This window comes from Pseudomonas sp. 14P5.3.2 (assembly GCF_057799175.1).
Genome location: NZ_JBYOKU010000015.1, coordinates 111,080 through 126,401 on the forward strand (window position 1 = coordinate 111,080; position 15,322 = coordinate 126,401).

Here is a 15,322-nt window from a genome sequence, read left to right on the forward strand (position 1 = left end):
AAACACTACAAATTTCTGCCCCTGATCCGCTTGTTCAGAAACTCGAAATACTCCTCGCGCATTTCCAGCGTCTCATTCGCCAGATGATGCCGCGCCTCCGGCAGCAGCAGAATCTGCGGCCGGTCGAACTTCCACTTCAGCACCTGCAAGTTGTGCTGCCAGTCCACGGTCATGTCCGCCTGCCCCTGAATGATCAGCGGCCGTCGCGGACTTTTTTTCGCGTGTTCCACGCGGATGATCCAGCGCGACAGCGCACCGACCCACGCCGTCGGCAAGCGTTTGGGCTGCAACGGATCGGTCTGCAGAAACGGCAGGAAATCCGGGTCGTTGGAGTTCTCGCTGAAGCGCCGGGTGACGCCCCGCACGAAAGGCCTCAGCAAGTAATAACTGAGCTGTGACCAGCCCCAGGCGCGCGGACGCACCAGCGGCGCCAGCAGAATCAACTGACCCTGCGCCGGACTGTTCTCGCCATGGTTGAGCACATGATCGACGACGATCGCGCCGCCAGTGCTTTGTCCGCACAGATGCCAGGGTTGCGGCAGGGCAATCGAACTGGCTTCAGCGAACAACGCCTGCAACGTGTCCTGATATTCGGAGAAGTCGCGGATGCTCGCCCGCGGCCCACTCGACAAACCATGGCCCGGCAAGTCGCAGGCGATGACGGCAAAATCCTGATCCAGCGCCCACTCGATCACATGCCGATACAGCCCGGTGTGATCGTAAAAACCGTGCAGCAGAAACAGCGTGCCCTTGACCTTCTCCGGCCACCAGCAATGGCTGACCAGCTCATAACCGTCCACCTCGAACCGGCCCATGCCGCGCCAGACATCGCGCTCGGGAAAATCGGTTTTATAGAACTGCTGATACGCCTTGGCCTCGTCCGACAACGGCTGCCACTGGGCCAAAGGCTTGAGGCTGGCGCGTAAATGATCGGCATCGAAAGTGTCAGGCATGCGGGTATTCCAAAGCGGTAAACAGACTTTATCGGCCTGCGATATTCATCTGTTGCGGCAAGCATGGCAAGCTAGCCCACCTCTTCGGGAACGAAAACCATGCGCTCGCCCTACCGCACCGCACTGTTTGCCAGCCTGCTCGCGCTTGTGTGTGCCGGGGTGCTGTGGGCGGCGTACGACTGGTTTCAGGGGCGTTATCTGCGCGCGTTCAGTCAGCACACCGCAGTGTTTTCCGGTGATCCGTTGCGCCTGCCGGATGAACTGGCCGGCCCCGGCAAAATCCGTCTCGTGCATTTCTGGGACCCGGCCTGCCCGTGCAACGTCGGCAATCAACAGCACCTGACCGAGATGGTCGAGCAGTACGGCGCACGCGGTGTGGAATTCTTCGCCGTGCAAAAGGCTGGCAGCCACGGCCAGTTGCCCGCGACCCTGAGCAACCTGAAAACCATCACCGTGCTGCCCGGCTCCGAGCAGATCCCGGCCAGCCCCGCCGTGGCGATCTGGGACCGCAGCGGCAAACTGGCGTACTTCGGGCCGTACAGTGAAGGGCTGACCTGCAATTCCAGCAACAGTTTTATCGAACCGATCCTCAATGCCCTCACGCAAGACCGCCCGGTCAACGCCACGCACACCCTGGCGGTCGGTTGTTATTGCCCGTGGCCGGTAGTGGCGCAGTAAGGCATTCCGGACTTTTCAAGGACAGCGATGCACGGCACGGAAGGTCTGTGCTAATTGTTTGCAGCCCGACGGGCGGCAATCCCGCATGCACAAGGAGTCACCATGAAACGCGTCTTCACCGTTCTTGCCTTGCTCATCGTTATCCTGCTCATCGCCATCGGCGGTTACGTCTACAGCAAGCAACCGACGCGTCAGGGTCAGGTGGAGCTGCGCAATCTGCAGGGCTCGGTGACCGTGCGCTATGACGATCGCGGGGTGCCGCACATTCGTGCCGAGAATGAAACCGATCTGTATCGCGCCCTCGGCTACGTGCATGCCCAGGACCGACTGTTCCAGATGGAAGCCATGCGCCGCCTGGCCCGCGGCGAGCTGGCCGAAGTGCTGGGGCCGAAGCTGCTCGACACCGACAAACTGTTCCGTAGCCTGCGCATCCGCGAACGCGCCGCCAGTTATGTTGCCAGTCTCGATAAGCAGTCACCGGCGTGGAAGGCCCTGCAAGCCTATCTGGACGGCATCAATCAATATCAGGACAGCCACGCCGCACCGGTCGAGTTCGACGTGCTGGGCATCCCCAAGCGGCCGTTCACCGCCGAAGACAGCATCAGCGTCGCCGGTTACATGGCCTACAGTTTTGCGGCGGCGTTTCGCACCGAGCCATTGCTGACCTACGTGCGCGATCAACTCGGCGCTGATTACCTCAGCGTCTTCGACCTCGACTGGCAGCCCAAAGGCGTGCTCGCCAAAGGTCACGCCAACAAGACCCCGGCCCTCGCCGCTGACGACTGGAAAGACCTCAATGCCCTCGCCCGCCTCAGCGAGCAGGCGCTGATTGAAAACGGCCTGCCGCAATTCGAAGGCAGCAACGCCTGGGTGATTGCCGGCAACCGTAGCCAGAGCGGCAAGCCGCTGCTGGCCGGTGATCCGCACATTCGTTTCTCGGTGCCGTCGGTGTGGTACGAGGCGCAACTGTCGGCGCCGGGGTTTGAGTTGTACGGCCATCATCAGGCGTTGGTGCCGTTTGCGTTCCTGGGGCACAACCTGGATTTCGGCTGGAGCCTGACCATGTTCCAGAATGACGATCTGGATCTGATCGCCGAGAAGGTCAACCCGGACAACCCGAATCAGGTCTGGTACCACGGCCAGTGGACCGATCTGGTCAGCACCGAGCAGCAGATCGCGGTGAAGGGCCAGGCACCGGTGACGCTGACCTTGCGCCAGTCGCCCCACGGCCCGATCGTCAACGACGCTCTCGGCACTGCCGCCGGTAAAACGCCGATCGCCATGTGGTGGGCGTTCCTCGAAACGCCGAACCCGATCCTCGAAGGTTTCTACCAGCTCAACCGCGCCGACACTCTGACCAAGGCTCGCGCCGCAGCGGCCAAGGTGCAGGCGCCGGGGCTGAACATCGTTTACGCCAACGCCAAGGGCGACATCGCCTGGTGGGCCTCGGCGCTGCTGCCCAAACGTCCGGCGGGCGTGCGCCCGGAGTTCATTCTCGACGGCAGCGGCAATCAGGCGGACAAGGACGGCTACTACCCGTTCAGCGCCAACCCGCAGGAAGAAAACCCGGCACGCGGCTACATCGTCTCGGCCAACTTCCAGCCGCTGTCGCCCACCGGCATGGAGATTCCCGGTTACTACAACCTCGCCGATCGCGGGCAGCAGCTCAACCGTCAGCTCAGCGACAAGAGCGTGAAGTGGAGCAACGAGGCCAACCAGAAACTGCAACTGGGCACCACCACCGGTTACGGCCCGCGCACCCTGGCGCCGTTGCTGCCGGTGCTGCGTGAAGTGGTGAGTGATCCGGCACAGCTGAAACTGGTCGAGCAACTGGCGCAGTGGCAAGGCGACTATCCACTGGATTCGGTGAGCGCCACAGTGTTCAACCAGTTCCTCTACGACCTCGCCGATGCGGCGATGCGCGATGAGCTCGGCAACGACTTCTTCGAGACGCTGCTGTCGACCCGGGTGATCGACGCCGCTCTGCCGCGCCTGGCGGCGAATGCGGACTCGCCGTGGTGGGACAACCGCAACACACCGAACAAGGAGACCCGTGCCGACATCGTCAAAGCGGCGTGGCAGGCGAGCATGGCGCACCTGAAACAGACCCTCGGCGACAACCCGTCCGACTGGCAATGGGGCACGGCGCACACCCTGACCCACGGTCATCCGTTGGGTCAGCAGAAGCCGCTGGATCACATCTTCAACGTCGGGCCGTTCGCCGCGCCGGGCAGCCACGAAGTGCCGAACAACCTCTCGGCCAAGCTCGGCCCGGCGCCATGGCCGGTGACCTACGGGCCTTCGACGCGTCGGCTGGTCGACTTCGCCGACCCGGCGCACAGCCTGACCATCAACCCGGTCGGCCAGAGCGGCGTGCCGTTCGACAGCCACTATGACGATCAGGCCGAGGCGTATGTCGACGGGATGTATGTGCAGGCGCACTTCAGCGAGGAAGAGGTGACGGCCAATACCCGGAGTACCTTGAAGCTGTTGCCGGCGCGGGCTGCGCGATAGTTTTGTACTTTCTGCGCTGAACCCTTCGCGAGCAAGCTCGCTCCCACAGGGGAGTGCATTTCAACTGTGGGAGCGAGCTTGCTCGCGAAGGGGCCCTCAAGAACAACACTGGAACTCAGAGCAGCACTGCAAAATTCAGCCGAAACTGCTGCGGCGTCACGCCCAATCGACGGTTGAACACACTGCGCATGTGCTGCGCATCGCGAAACCCGCACTGATAGGCCACGGTCTTCAGCGGTGCCGTGGTGCTTTCCAGCAGCACCCGCGCCGCGTCCACTCGCGCACTTTCGACGAACTCTGCCGGGGTGACCCGAGCCTCACGGGCGAACACCCGGGAGAAGTTGCGCGCGCTCATGTTCGCCGCATTCGCCAGATCGGCAATCGTCAGATCGCCGGTGAGGTTGGCCAGCACATACAACTGCACCATCGCCACCGCTGACGTCGGCTCCGCATGCGGTGTGAGGAACGGGCTGAACTGCGATTGCCCGCCCGCGCGCTGAGTGAACACCACCAGCCGCTTGGCCACACTCAGCGCCACCTCGGCGCCGTGATCGCGGGCCAGCAGGTACAGCGACAGATCGATCCCGGCGGTGACCCCGGCCGAGGTGTAGAGCGCACCGTCCTCGACGTACAGGCGATCGGCCTCGACCCGGGTTGATGGGCACAACTGCGCCAGGGCCTCGGCGTCGTTCCAGTGGGTGGTGACCGTGCGCCCTTCCAGCAGCCCCGCCCGCGCCAGCATGAACGCGCCGTTGCAGATCGAGCCGAAACGCCGTGCACGCGCGCAGGCCTCACGCAGCCAGATATCGAAAGGCTTGCCGAAATCCATGAACGGTAACTGCGGCCCGCCGGCCACCAGCAGCAGGTCATAAGCATCGTGCGCATCACTGAAGTGTCGGTGAGCGCTGAGGTTCAGGCCATTGGAGCAAGCCATCGGCCCACGTTCGAGGCCGATCACCTCCAACTGGTAGTGATCCTCGGGCGGCAGAAACCGGTTGGCCTCGGCGAACACATCCATCGGCCCGCTGACATCCAGCGCCTGCACGCCGGGGAATACCACGATGGCGATGGTTTTGTTCATAAGCCTCCAATGTCCTCAATGCCCTGGCAAACACAAATCCCTGTGGGAGCGGGCTTGCCTTGTTGATTGAGCCAATCCTGGCCAATCCTCGTTCAACAAGCGAGATTGGCACGATTTGCAGGTCGATTGGCAAGGATCGCAGCCATGCGTTGATTGTCCGTTTAGTGCCTCGGGGAACAGACTTTGCCCATCAACGCCACGACGGCGTTTTCGATGAGGATACCTTCATGAGCACGACCATTGCCGGCATCAAGATCCCCGACAGCGCCCTCGCCCGGGCCACCACCGAGTACATTCGCGACATTGAAACCGACCTGCTCTACCACCACTCGCGCCGGGTGTTTTTGTTCGGTGCGTTGAGCGGGGAGCGCCAGCAACTGCCTTACAACCCGGAGCTGCTTTACGTCGGCGCGATGTTCCACGACCTCGGTCTGGTCGAAGGCTATCGCAGTGACGACGAGCGCTTCGAAGTGGATGGCGCCAACGCGGCGGCGGCGTTTCTCAAGCCGTACGGGCTGAGCGATGACGACATCGAGCAGGTGTGGCTGTCGATTGCCCTGCACACCACACCGGGCGTGCCCAAGCATCTGCGTCCGACCGTGGCGCTGGTGACGGCGGGTGTCGAGATGGATGTGCTGGGCATGGATTACGCGGCATTCAGCAGCACCCAGCGCGAGGCGGTGGTGCATGCGCATCCACGCGGGGAAGGTTTCAAGGAGTGCATCATCTGTGCGTTTGCCGACGGCTTGCGCCATCGTCCGCAGACCACGTTTGGCAACGTGAAGACCGATGTGCTGAAGGATCAGGAGCCGGGGTTCAAGCCGATGAACTTTGTTGAAGTCATCCGCCAATCTCCCTGGACTGTATAAAACCAACTGTGGAGTGAGCGCTGTGGTGAGGGGATTTATCCCCGATGGACTGCGTAGCAGTCCCTACTTTCAGGATCAAAAGAGGGGCCGCTTCGCAACCCATCGGGGATAAATCCCCTCGCCACAAAAGCCCGCTCCCACATTTGGATTTGGGTTGGCCCTGAGAAAAAGTGGCCAACCCGATATGGCTTAAGCCGCTTCCGGCGCAGGCGCGCGGCGTACGTCCGGTTGCTTCCACGAATCGGCGGCGCCTTCTTCGATGGCTTGCTGGATGGCTTTCTTGCGCGCTTCTTCGGCACGGCGGCTGAAGAACCACACCAGGAACGTCACCAGCGACACCGCCAGCAGAATCAGACTGGCCACGGCGTTGATCTCAGGCTTCACGCCCAGACGTACCGCCGAGAACACTTCCATCGGCAGGGTGGTCGAGCCCGGGCCGGAAACGAAGCTCGCCAGCACCAGGTCGTCCAGCGACAGGGCGAACGACATCATCCCGCCCGCTGCCAGCGACGGCGCGATCATCGGGATGGTGATCAGGAAGAACACCTTCCACGGCCGCGCACCCAGATCCATCGCCGCCTCTTCGATCGACAGGTCCAGCTCACGCAGACGCGCCGACACCACCACCGCCACATACGCCGCACAGAACGTCGTGTGGGCGATCCAGATGGTGACGATGCCACGTTCCTGCGGCCAGCCGATCATCTGCGCCATCGCCACGAACAGCAGCAACAGCGACAGACCGGTGATCACTTCAGGCATCACCAGCGGCGCGGTGACCAGGCCACCGAACAGCGTGCGGCCCTTGAAGTGGGTGATGCGGGTCAGCACGAAGGCGGCCAGCGTACCCAGCGCCACGGCAGCAACTGCCGTGTAGCAGGCGATTTCCAGCGAGCGCACCACCGAGCCCATCAGTTGGGTGTTGTCGAGCAGGCCGACGTACCACTTCACCGACCAGCCACCCCACACCGTCACCAGTTTCGAGGCGTTGAACGAGTAAATCACCAGGATCAGCATCGGCGCGTAGATGAACAACAGACCCAGTACCAGCATCAGGCTGGAGAAACGGAAGTTCTTCATTCTTTGCCCTCCATTTCCTTGGCCTGACTGCGGTTGAACAGGATGATCGGCACAATCAGGATCGCCAGCATCACCACCGCCAGGGCGGACGCCACCGGCCAGTCACGGTTGTTGAAGAACTCTTGCCAGAGCACTTTACCGATCATCAGGGTTTCCGGGCCGCCGAGCAGTTCCGGGATCACGAACTCACCGACCACCGGGATGAACACCAGCATGCAGCCGGCGATGATCCCGTTCTTGGACAGTGGAATAGTGATTTTCCAGAAGCTGTTGAAGGTGCTCGAACCGAGGTCGGAAGCGGCTTCCAGCAGGCTGTGATCGTGCTTCACCAGGTTGGCGTACAACGGCAGGATCATGAACGGCAGGTACGAGTAAACCACGCCGATATACACCGCCAGGTTGGTGTTGAGGATCTGCAGCGGCTCGTCGATCAAGCCCATGCTCATCAGGAAACCGTTGAGCAGACCGTTGTTGCTGAGGATGCCCATCCACGCATAGACGCGGATCAGGATCGCGGTCCAGGTCGGCATCATGATCAGCAGCACCAGCACCGTCTGCAGCTCTTTACGGGCACTGGCGATGGCGTAGGCCATCGGGTAGCCGATCAGCAGACACAGCAGCGTGCTGAAAAACGCCATCTTCAGCGAGCCGAGGTAGGCGGCGATGTACAACTCGTCGTCGCCGAGCATCGCGTAGTTACCGAGGTTCAGCAGCAGTTGCAGCTTCTGCTCGGCGAAGGTGTAGATCTCGGTGTACGGCGGGATGGCCACGTCGGCTTCAGCGAAGCTGATCTTCAGGACGATGAAGAACGGCAGCATGAAGAACAGGAACAGCCAGATGAACGGAACCCCGATGACCAGTTGCCGGCCATTGGGAATTATTCGGTTGAGCCGTCGTTTGAACTTGCGCATGTTCATGAGCGAAGTACCACGCCGCTGTCGTCTTCCCACCACACGTAAACCTGATCGCCCCAGGTCGGACGCTGACCGCGACGTTCAGCGTTGGCAACGAACGACTGCACCAGTTTGCCGCTCGGCAATTCGACGTAGAACACCGAGTGACCGCCGAGGTAGGCGATGTCATGCACTTTGCCGCTCGACCAGTTGTATTCGCAGGTCGGCATTTCGGCGGTGACCAGCAGCTTCTCCGGACGAATCGCGTAGGTCACGGACTTGTCCTGCACCGAGGTGCTGATGCCGTGGCCGACGTAGATCTGCCGGTCGAGGTCCTTGCAGGTGATGGTCGCGTGGCCTTCGGCGTCGTCGATCACTTCGCCTTCGAAGATGTTCACGTTGCCGATGAATTCGCAGACCAGACGGCTGGTCGGGGTTTCGTAGATGTCGATCGGGCTGCCGATCTGGGCGATCCAGCCCAGGTGCATGATCGCGATGCGCTCGGCCATGGTCATGGCCTCTTCCTGGTCGTGGGTCACCATCACGCAGGTCACGCCGACGCGCTCGATGATCTCTACCAGCTCCAGTTGCATCTGCGAACGCAGTTTCTTGTCCAGTGCGCCCATCGGCTCGTCGAGCAGTAGCAGCTTCGGCCGCTTGGCCAAGGAGCGTGCCAGGGCCACACGCTGGCGCTGACCGCCCGACAGTTGATGCGGCTTGCGCTTGGCGTACTGGCTCATCTGCACCAGCTTGAGCATCTCGGCCACGCGCGCATCGATCTCGGCGTTGGGGATCTTGTCCTGCTTGAGGCCGAAGGCGATGTTCTGCGCCACGGTCATGTGCGGGAACAAGGCGTACGACTGGAACATCATGTTGATCGGTCGCTCGTACGGCGGCATGTCGGTGATGTCGACGCCGTCGAGGAAAATGCGCCCCTCCGTGGGCCGTTCGAACCCTGCCAGCATCCGCAGCAGAGTGGATTTGCCCGATCCCGAACCGCCGAGCAGGGCGAAGATCTCACCCTTCTTGATTTCCAGGGACACATCGTCCACGGCAATCGTCTCGTCGAACTTCTTCGTGACCCGGTCGATTTTGACCAACACCTGCTTAGGTGTCTGGTCGCCCTCGAGGGCTTTCTTATAGGCGCCGGAGGCAACTGCCATTTACGAAACTCCCAGAAAAAAACAGTGCAGTTCGCCCAACGCGGACGAACCCAGGATAGTTTGTGCCTTACTTGCCCGACTTGACCTTGGTCCAGCTACGGGTCATCAAACGCTGAATATTGGGTGGCAACTCGACCGACACGTAAGTCTTGTCGAGGACTGCTTGCGGTGGATAAACCGCTTCATCGGTGCGGATGGACTGTTCCATCAGCTTGTCCGACCCTGGGTTGGGGTTGGCGTAACCGACGTAATCACTGACCTGAGCGATCACCTCAGGTTTCAGCAAATAGTTGATGAAGGCGTGGGCCTCTTTGACGTTGGACGAGTCCTTCGGAATCGCCAGCATGTCGAACCACAGCGCGCCGCCTTCTTTCGGGATCGAGTAGGCGATGTTCACGCCCTTCTTGGCTTCTTCGGCACGGTGTTTGGCCTGGAAGATATCGCCGGAGAAGCCGATGGCTACGCAGATGTCGCCGTTGGCCAGATCACCGATGTATTTCGACGAGTGGAAGTAGGTCACATAAGGACGCACGGCCAGCAGTTTGTCGGTGGCCTTGGCGTAGTCCTTCGGATTGGTACTGTTGGCGTTCAGGCCCATGTAGTTGAGCACGGTCGGCATCATTTCATCGGCCGAGTCGAGGAACGCGACGCCACAGCTGTGCAGCTTCTTGATGTTCTCAGGCTCGAACAGCACGCTCCAGGAGTCAATCTTGTCGATGCCGAGCACCGCTTTGACTTTCTCGACGTTGTAGCCGATACCGTTGGTGCCCCACAGGTACGGCACGGCGTACTGGTTGCCCGGGTCGTTCTGTTCCAGGCGCTTGAGCAGCACCGGATCGAGATTCGCATAGTTCGGCAGTTGCGACCTGTCGAGCTTCTGGAACGCACCCGCCTTGATCTGCTTGCCGAGGAAGTGGTTCGACGGCACGACCACGTCGTAACCGGTACGCCCGGCCAGCAGCTTGCCTTCCAGGGTTTCGTTGGAATCAAACACGTCGTACACCGGTTTGATCCCGGTGGCTTTCTCGAAGTCGGCCAGGGTGGTCTCGCCGATGTAATCCGACCAGTTATAAATATGCACCGTACCGGCGGCCTGGGCTCCGACTGCGATCGTCAGGCCGGCAGTGGCCAGCAGGGCTTTGCGCAAAGAAGAAAAAATAGGCAAGTGGAGGTCCTCTAAATTAGTTGGGCCCAAGTTGCCCCGCGCTACATGACAGCCATGGCTGCCCGGCAACCAAACCGGCGCGCAACTTACCCTCGAAAAACCGTTCCAGCAAAACTTTCTGTCATTTAATTGATCCGCTGGTCGCCGTCACGGCGACGACGGCCAGCGGTTGTTGCCTCAAACCGGCTTATTTACCGGATTTGATCTTGGTCCAGCTGCGGGTCAGTTCACGCTGGGTAGCGGCCGGCAAGTCGGCGATCGCATACAGCTTGGCCTGCACGTCGGCTGGCGGGTAGATGCCTGGATCGGAGGTGATGTCCTTGTTCACGTACTGGGTCGCTTCGGCGTTACCGTTAGGGAAGCGCACAGCGTTGGTGATCTCGGCCATCACTTTCGGTTGCAGCAGGTAGTTCATGAACTTGTAGGCGCCGTCGATGTTTTCCGCATCTTTCGGAATCGCGACCATGTCATAGAAGCTGCCGGCACCTTCCTTCGGAATGGCATAGCTGACTTTGACCTTGTCACCGGCCTCGGCGGCACGCGACTTGGCCTGCTGCACGTCACCCGAGTAGCCGACCGCTACGCAGATGTTGCCGTTGGCCAGGTCCGAGATGTACTTGGAGGAGTGGAAGTAAGTGATCGAAGGACGAATCTTGAGGAACAGTTCCTCGGCTTTCTTGATGTCCTCTTTCTTCTGGCTGTCGGTTGGCAGGCCCAGGTAGTGCAGCGCGACCGGGAGCATTTCGGTCGGCGAGTCGAGGAAGCTCACACCGCAGCCCTTGAGCTTGGCGATGTTCTCCGGCTTGAGCAGAGTATCCCAGGAATCGATGGTGTCGACGCCCAGTGCAGCCTTGACCTTCTCCGGGTTGTAGCCGATGCCGATCGAGCCCCACATGTACGGGAAAGCGTGCTTGTTGTCCGGGTCACTGACCGAAACCGCCTTGAGCAGCGATTTGTTCAGGTTGCCGTAGTTGGACAGCTTGGACTTGTCCAGCTCCTGGTAAACGCCCGCCTTGATCTGCTTGGCCAGGAAGTTGTTCGACGGCACAACCACGTCGTAACCGGATTTGCCCGCCAGCAGTTTGGCTTCCAGGGTTTCGTTGCTGTCGAATACGTCGTAGACGACTTTGATCCCGGACTCTTTCTCGAAGTTGGCAATGGTGTCCGGAGCGATGTAGTCGGACCAGTTGTAGACGTGCAATACCTTGTCGTCCGCGTGGACCGCGCCCGCCATCATGCCCGCAACGGACAGCGCGAGAAGAGTCTTGCCAGCAAGCTTTTTACCTAATGCCTTCATGCGTCATGCTCCAAATTTTTCTTTTTTGAACCACTTTGTTCAGCGGCCGAACCCCGACAACTGGAACTGCGGCTAGTCTGGCAAGATCGGAGGCGGTCTTTCAAGAAAAGGCCAACCTTTCTGACACCTTCGAGCGAGAGCGCCGCAGCTCCCCCGCTCGAAGCCTAGCACTTAGGCCTGCAACGCACTGAGGGTCAGGTCCAGGCACTTGCGCGCCTTGGTCACCAGCTCATCGATCTCCGCCTTGCTGATCACCAGCGGCGGCGCAATGATCATGGTGTCGCCCACGGCGCGCATGATCAGGCCGTTATCGAAGCAGAACTGCCGGCAAATCATGCCCACGCCCTTGCCTTCGTAACGTTTGCGAGTGGCCTTGTCCTGCACCAGCTCGATCGCCCCCAGCAGCCCCACCCCGCGTACTTCACCCACCAACGGGTGATCGTTGAGTTCGCGCAGACGTTTCTGCAAATACGGTGCCGTTTCGTTATGCGCGTTCTCGATAATTTTCTCGTCGCGCAGAATCCGGATGTTTTCCAGCCCCACCGCCGCCGCCACCGGGTGCCCGGAGTAGGTGAAGCCGTGGTTGAAGTCGCCGCCTTCGTTGAGCACCTTCACCACTTCGTCACGCACGATCAGGCCACCCATCGGGATGTAGCCGGACGTCAGACCTTTGGCGATGGTCATCATGTCGGGTTTCAGGTCATAGAAATCCGAACCGAACCACTGACCGGTACGGCCGAAACCGCAGATCACTTCGTCGGCGACGAAGAGGATGTCGTACTTGGCGAGGATTTCCTTGATGCGCGGCCAGTAGGTGTCTGGCGGAATGATCACGCCGCCGGCGCCCTGGATCGGCTCGGCAATAAAGGCACCGACGTTGTCCACGCCGACTTCGAGAATTTTCTCTTCCAGTTGATTGGCCGCCCAGATGCCGAATTCTTCCGGCGACATGTCGCCGCCCTCGGCGAACCAGTACGGCTGTGCAATGTGGACGATGCCCGGGATCGGCAAATCGCCCTGCTCGTGCATATACGTCATGCCACCGAGGCTCGCACCCGCCACGGTCGAACCGTGGTAACCGTTCTTGCGGCTGATGATGACTTTCTTGTTCGGCTGGCCCTTGATCGCCCAGTAGTGGCGAACCATGCGCAGCATGGTGTCGTTGCCTTCGGAGCCGGAACCGGTGAAGAACACGTGGTTCATGCCTTCCGGCGCCACGTCGGCGATGGCCTTGGCCAGTTCCAGTGCCGGCGGGTGCGCGGTCTGGAAGAACAGGTTGTAGTAAGGCAGTTCGCGCATTTGTTTAGCGGCCGCGTCGGCCAGTTCATCGCGGCCATAACCGATCGCCACGCACCACAGACCCGCCATGCCATCGAGGATCTTGTTGCCCTCGCTGTCCCACAGGTACACGCCCTTGGCGTTGGTGATGATCCGTGGACCCTTCTCTTTCAGCTGTTTGAAGTCGCTGAACGGGGCCAGGTGGTGATCGCTGCTCAGGGCTTGCCACTCACGGGTTTGCGGGTTGTTGCTGGTCATGCCAATTCTCCTTGTTATCGGTGAAGGCGCGGCGGCTGGCCACCGCGCCCGGCGTATCAGACGGCGAAGAGCAGGTATTCACGCTCCCAGGAACTGATCACGCGCTTGAAGTTTTCATGCTCGGCCCGCTTGACCGCGACGTAGCCGGTGATGAAGGTCTTGCCCAGGTATTTCTCGATGGTCGCGCTGTTTTCCATACGCTCCAGCGCGTCCTCGATGGTCAGCGGCAGGCGCAGGTTGCGGCGTTCATAGCCACGGCCTACGACTGGCGCGCTCGGGTTCAGCCCCTCGACCATGCCGATGTAGCCGCAGAGCAGGCTCGCGGCAATCGCCAGGTACGGGTTGGCGTCGGCGCCCGGCAGGCGGTTTTCCACGCGACGGTTCTGCGGGCCGGCATCCGGGACGCGCAGGCCCACGGTGCGGTTCTCTTCGCCCCATTCGACGTTCACCGGCGCCGAGGTGTCCGGCAGGAAGCGGCGGAACGAGTTGACGTTCGGCGCAAACAGCGGCAGCAATTCCGGGATCAGTTTCTGCAAGCCACCGATGTGGTGCAGGAACAGCTGGCTCATGGTCCCGTCTTCATTGGAGAACACGTTCTTGCCGGTCTCGATGTCGATGATGCTCTGGTGCAAGTGCATGGCACTGCCCGGCTCGCCCGTCATCGGCTTGGCCATGAAGGTCGCGGCCACGTCGTGCTTGAGCGCGGCTTCGCGCATGGTGCGTTTGAACACCAGGATCTGGTCGGCCAGCGACAGTGCGTCGCCGTGACGGAAGTTGATTTCCATCTGCGCCGTGCCGTCTTCGTGGATCAGCGTATCGAGGTCCAGCTCCTGCAGTTCGCACCAGTCGTAGACGTCTTCGAACAGCGGATCGAATTCGTTCGCCGCTTCGATGGAGAACGACTGACGCCCGATTTCCGGACGCCCGGAGCGGCCGATCGGCGGCTGCAACGGATAGTCAGGGTCGTCACTGCGCTTGGTCAGGTAGAACTCCATCTCCGGCGCCACGATTGGCTGCCAGCCCTTGTCGGAATAGAGCTTCAGGACTTTCTTGAGGACGTTGCGCGGCGACAGCTCGATCGGGTTGCCTTGCTTGTCGTAGGTGTCGTGGATCACCTGAGCGGTCGGCTCGATGGCCCATGGCACCAGGTACACGGCGTTCTGGTCGGGACGGCAGATCATGTCGATGTCGGCCGGGTCGAGCAGTTCGTAATAGATGTCGTCTTCGACGTAGTCGCCAGTCACGGTCTGCAACAGAACACTTTCTGGCAGGCGCATGCCCTTCTCGGCGATGAACTTGTTGGTCGGCGAGATCTTGCCCCGGGTGATCCCGGTCAAGTCGCCGATCATGCATTCGACTTCTGTGATCTTGTGGTCTTTCAACCAATCGGTGAGCTGGTCGAGGTTGTTACTCATAAATGCCTCTGGGCTGAGTCTCCTGACATCGTGTCAGGCAAAGTTTGACGCCGTGGCGTCGCGTTAAAGGGGGCTTGCTTGCGCGCAGTACCGGCTTACGCCCGGCACCGCGCATCGACAATGAAAGAGGAGCTTACCTGCCCTTTACGCTGGCGTTGCATTTCCTGTGCACATTCAAGGCGTGCAGAATCGTGAGCACGGCTCGGGGAGCGGCACAGGCTTTGGGGCTCAAAGAGATCTATATTGAAAGGAAACGCCATAAACAGGATGCTGTCGCGTGCGTCCAGAATATCGGACGTTGCCGTTTGGCCTGATGCGCACGAGAACCTCGTCGACCCGCCGCGAGCCATGCTGGCTGCATTACGGACGGATTTGTCGCCACTGATGTGATGAGCATGCAGACCGGACTGTTGCGAGCAGTCGGTGATGCCGATTAACGGCAGGCGAGACATGAAGCACCCCGGTATTATTGCTGTTATGGGTTTGGTCGGAGCTTAGCCTTGTTCATTTTTTTACACAACACCCCCGTAAAAAATACAACACGGCCTGCTCAAGCCTGCGGGTGCCACGTGTTTCAAGGACAAAAAACCGCCCCAAAGTGCCCCATAAATGCCCTTGCAGCGCTTTTTTAGGGCAAAAAAGGCCTCGCTTGACTTCGGCAGGCCGTTCGGGTTGACT

13 protein-coding genes are annotated in these 15,322 nt (G+C 60.6%); 3 read left to right on the forward strand and 10 right to left on the reverse strand.

From position 1 onward, the window contains the following. Window positions 1-5: 5 nt before the first annotated feature. Window positions 6-953: a phospholipase BipL gene (bipL, locus tag AC27VU_RS14665; RefSeq protein ID WP_103522202.1), complete on the reverse strand. Its 948-nt coding sequence runs from the start codon at window positions 951-953 to the stop codon at window positions 6-8. Window positions 954-1,052: 99 nt separating this feature from the next. Between bipL and AC27VU_RS14670 the strand changes: the two genes are divergently transcribed. Then, window positions 1,053-1,631 carry a DUF6436 domain-containing protein gene (locus tag AC27VU_RS14670; RefSeq protein ID WP_488724325.1) on the forward strand — a complete coding sequence of 193 codons (579 nt, stop codon included), beginning with the start codon at window positions 1,053-1,055 and terminating at the stop codon, window positions 1,629-1,631. A gap of 102 nt (window positions 1,632-1,733) precedes the next feature. Beyond that, entirely contained in the window at window positions 1,734-4,145 is a 2,412-nt protein-coding gene (locus AC27VU_RS14675; RefSeq protein WP_488724326.1) for a penicillin acylase family protein, read from the forward strand. Between the two features lie 115 nt (window positions 4,146-4,260). Here the strand turns inward: AC27VU_RS14675 and AC27VU_RS14680 are convergent, their stop codons facing one another. Beyond that, on the reverse strand, window positions 4,261-5,226 hold the full coding sequence (locus AC27VU_RS14680) for a GlxA family transcriptional regulator (protein WP_488724327.1): 966 nt from the start codon (window positions 5,224-5,226) through the stop codon (window positions 4,261-4,263). 227 nt (window positions 5,227-5,453) lie between these two features. On the opposite strand from AC27VU_RS14680, the gene AC27VU_RS14685 reads away from it, so the two are divergent. Further along, a complete protein-coding gene (locus AC27VU_RS14685) occupies window positions 5,454-6,095 on the forward strand; it encodes an HD domain-containing protein (RefSeq protein WP_488724328.1) in 642 nt (213 codons plus the stop codon). 189 nt (window positions 6,096-6,284) lie between these two features. On the opposite strand, the gene AC27VU_RS14690 is transcribed toward AC27VU_RS14685, so the two are convergent. The 8 genes from AC27VU_RS14690 to AC27VU_RS14725 form a co-directional block, all read right to left on the reverse strand. Then, window positions 6,285-7,175 carry an ABC transporter permease subunit gene (locus AC27VU_RS14690; protein ID WP_003229242.1) on the reverse strand — a complete coding sequence of 297 codons (891 nt, stop codon included), beginning with the start codon at window positions 7,173-7,175 and terminating at the stop codon, window positions 6,285-6,287. Next, the gene (locus AC27VU_RS14695; protein WP_262141165.1) at window positions 7,172-8,053 is read right to left on the reverse strand and encodes an ABC transporter permease subunit; all 882 of its coding nucleotides are present in this window, start codon (window positions 8,051-8,053) and stop codon (window positions 7,172-7,174) included. Before AC27VU_RS14695 ends, AC27VU_RS14690 begins: the two co-directional genes overlap by 4 nt. 35 nt (window positions 8,054-8,088) lie before the next feature. Beyond that, entirely contained in the window at window positions 8,089-9,231 is a 1,143-nt protein-coding gene (locus tag AC27VU_RS14700; protein WP_003229245.1) for an ABC transporter ATP-binding protein, read from the reverse strand. Window positions 9,232-9,298: 67 nt separating this feature from the next. Then, window positions 9,299-10,396 carry a polyamine ABC transporter substrate-binding protein gene (locus AC27VU_RS14705; RefSeq protein WP_103485651.1) on the reverse strand — a complete coding sequence of 366 codons (1,098 nt, stop codon included), beginning with the start codon at window positions 10,394-10,396 and terminating at the stop codon, window positions 9,299-9,301. Between the two features lie 187 nt (window positions 10,397-10,583). Next, window positions 10,584-11,693: a polyamine ABC transporter substrate-binding protein gene (locus AC27VU_RS14710; RefSeq protein ID WP_098966147.1), complete on the reverse strand. Its 1,110-nt coding sequence runs from the start codon at window positions 11,691-11,693 to the stop codon at window positions 10,584-10,586. 171 nt (window positions 11,694-11,864) lie between these two features. Further along, complete coding sequence (locus tag AC27VU_RS14715; protein WP_103485652.1) at window positions 11,865-13,229, reverse strand: aspartate aminotransferase family protein; 1,365 nt, start codon at window positions 13,227-13,229, stop codon at window positions 11,865-11,867. 56 nt (window positions 13,230-13,285) lie between these two features. Further along, window positions 13,286-14,644 (reverse strand): glutamine synthetase family protein, encoded by a 1,359-nt coding sequence (locus tag AC27VU_RS14720; protein ID WP_003229252.1) that lies wholly within the window; start codon window positions 14,642-14,644, stop codon window positions 13,286-13,288. A gap of 95 nt (window positions 14,645-14,739) precedes the next feature. Beyond that, window positions 14,740-15,096: a gamma-glutamyl-gamma-aminobutyrate hydrolase family protein gene (locus AC27VU_RS14725; RefSeq protein ID WP_488724329.1), complete on the reverse strand. Its 357-nt coding sequence runs from the start codon at window positions 15,094-15,096 to the stop codon at window positions 14,740-14,742. Between the last annotated feature and the right edge of the window lie 226 nt (window positions 15,097-15,322).

What these genes read in the sequence shown, in the direction of transcription:
- bipL (WP_103522202.1), bottom strand. Translation starts at nt 953, where the DNA reads ATGCCTGACACTTTCGATGCCGATCATTTACGCGCCAGCCTCAAGCCT.
- AC27VU_RS14670 (WP_488724325.1), top strand. Translation starts at nt 1,053, where the DNA reads ATGCGCTCGCCCTACCGCACCGCACTGTTTGCCAGCCTGCTCGCGCTT.
- AC27VU_RS14675 (WP_488724326.1), top strand. Translation starts at nt 1,734, where the DNA reads ATGAAACGCGTCTTCACCGTTCTTGCCTTGCTCATCGTTATCCTGCTC.
- AC27VU_RS14680 (WP_488724327.1), bottom strand. Translation starts at nt 5,226, where the DNA reads ATGAACAAAACCATCGCCATCGTGGTATTCCCCGGCGTGCAGGCGCTG.
- AC27VU_RS14685 (WP_488724328.1), top strand. Translation starts at nt 5,454, where the DNA reads ATGAGCACGACCATTGCCGGCATCAAGATCCCCGACAGCGCCCTCGCC.
- AC27VU_RS14690 (WP_003229242.1), bottom strand. Translation starts at nt 7,175, where the DNA reads ATGAAGAACTTCCGTTTCTCCAGCCTGATGCTGGTACTGGGTCTGTTG.
- AC27VU_RS14700 (WP_003229245.1), bottom strand. Translation starts at nt 9,231, where the DNA reads ATGGCAGTTGCCTCCGGCGCCTATAAGAAAGCCCTCGAGGGCGACCAG.
- AC27VU_RS14710 (WP_098966147.1), bottom strand. Translation starts at nt 11,693, where the DNA reads ATGAAGGCATTAGGTAAAAAGCTTGCTGGCAAGACTCTTCTCGCGCTG.
- AC27VU_RS14715 (WP_103485652.1), bottom strand. Translation starts at nt 13,229, where the DNA reads ATGACCAGCAACAACCCGCAAACCCGTGAGTGGCAAGCCCTGAGCAGC.
- AC27VU_RS14720 (WP_003229252.1), bottom strand. Translation starts at nt 14,644, where the DNA reads ATGAGTAACAACCTCGACCAGCTCACCGATTGGTTGAAAGACCACAAG.
- AC27VU_RS14725 (WP_488724329.1), bottom strand. Translation starts at nt 15,096, where the DNA reads ATGTCTCGCCTGCCGTTAATCGGCATCACCGACTGCTCGCAACAGTCC.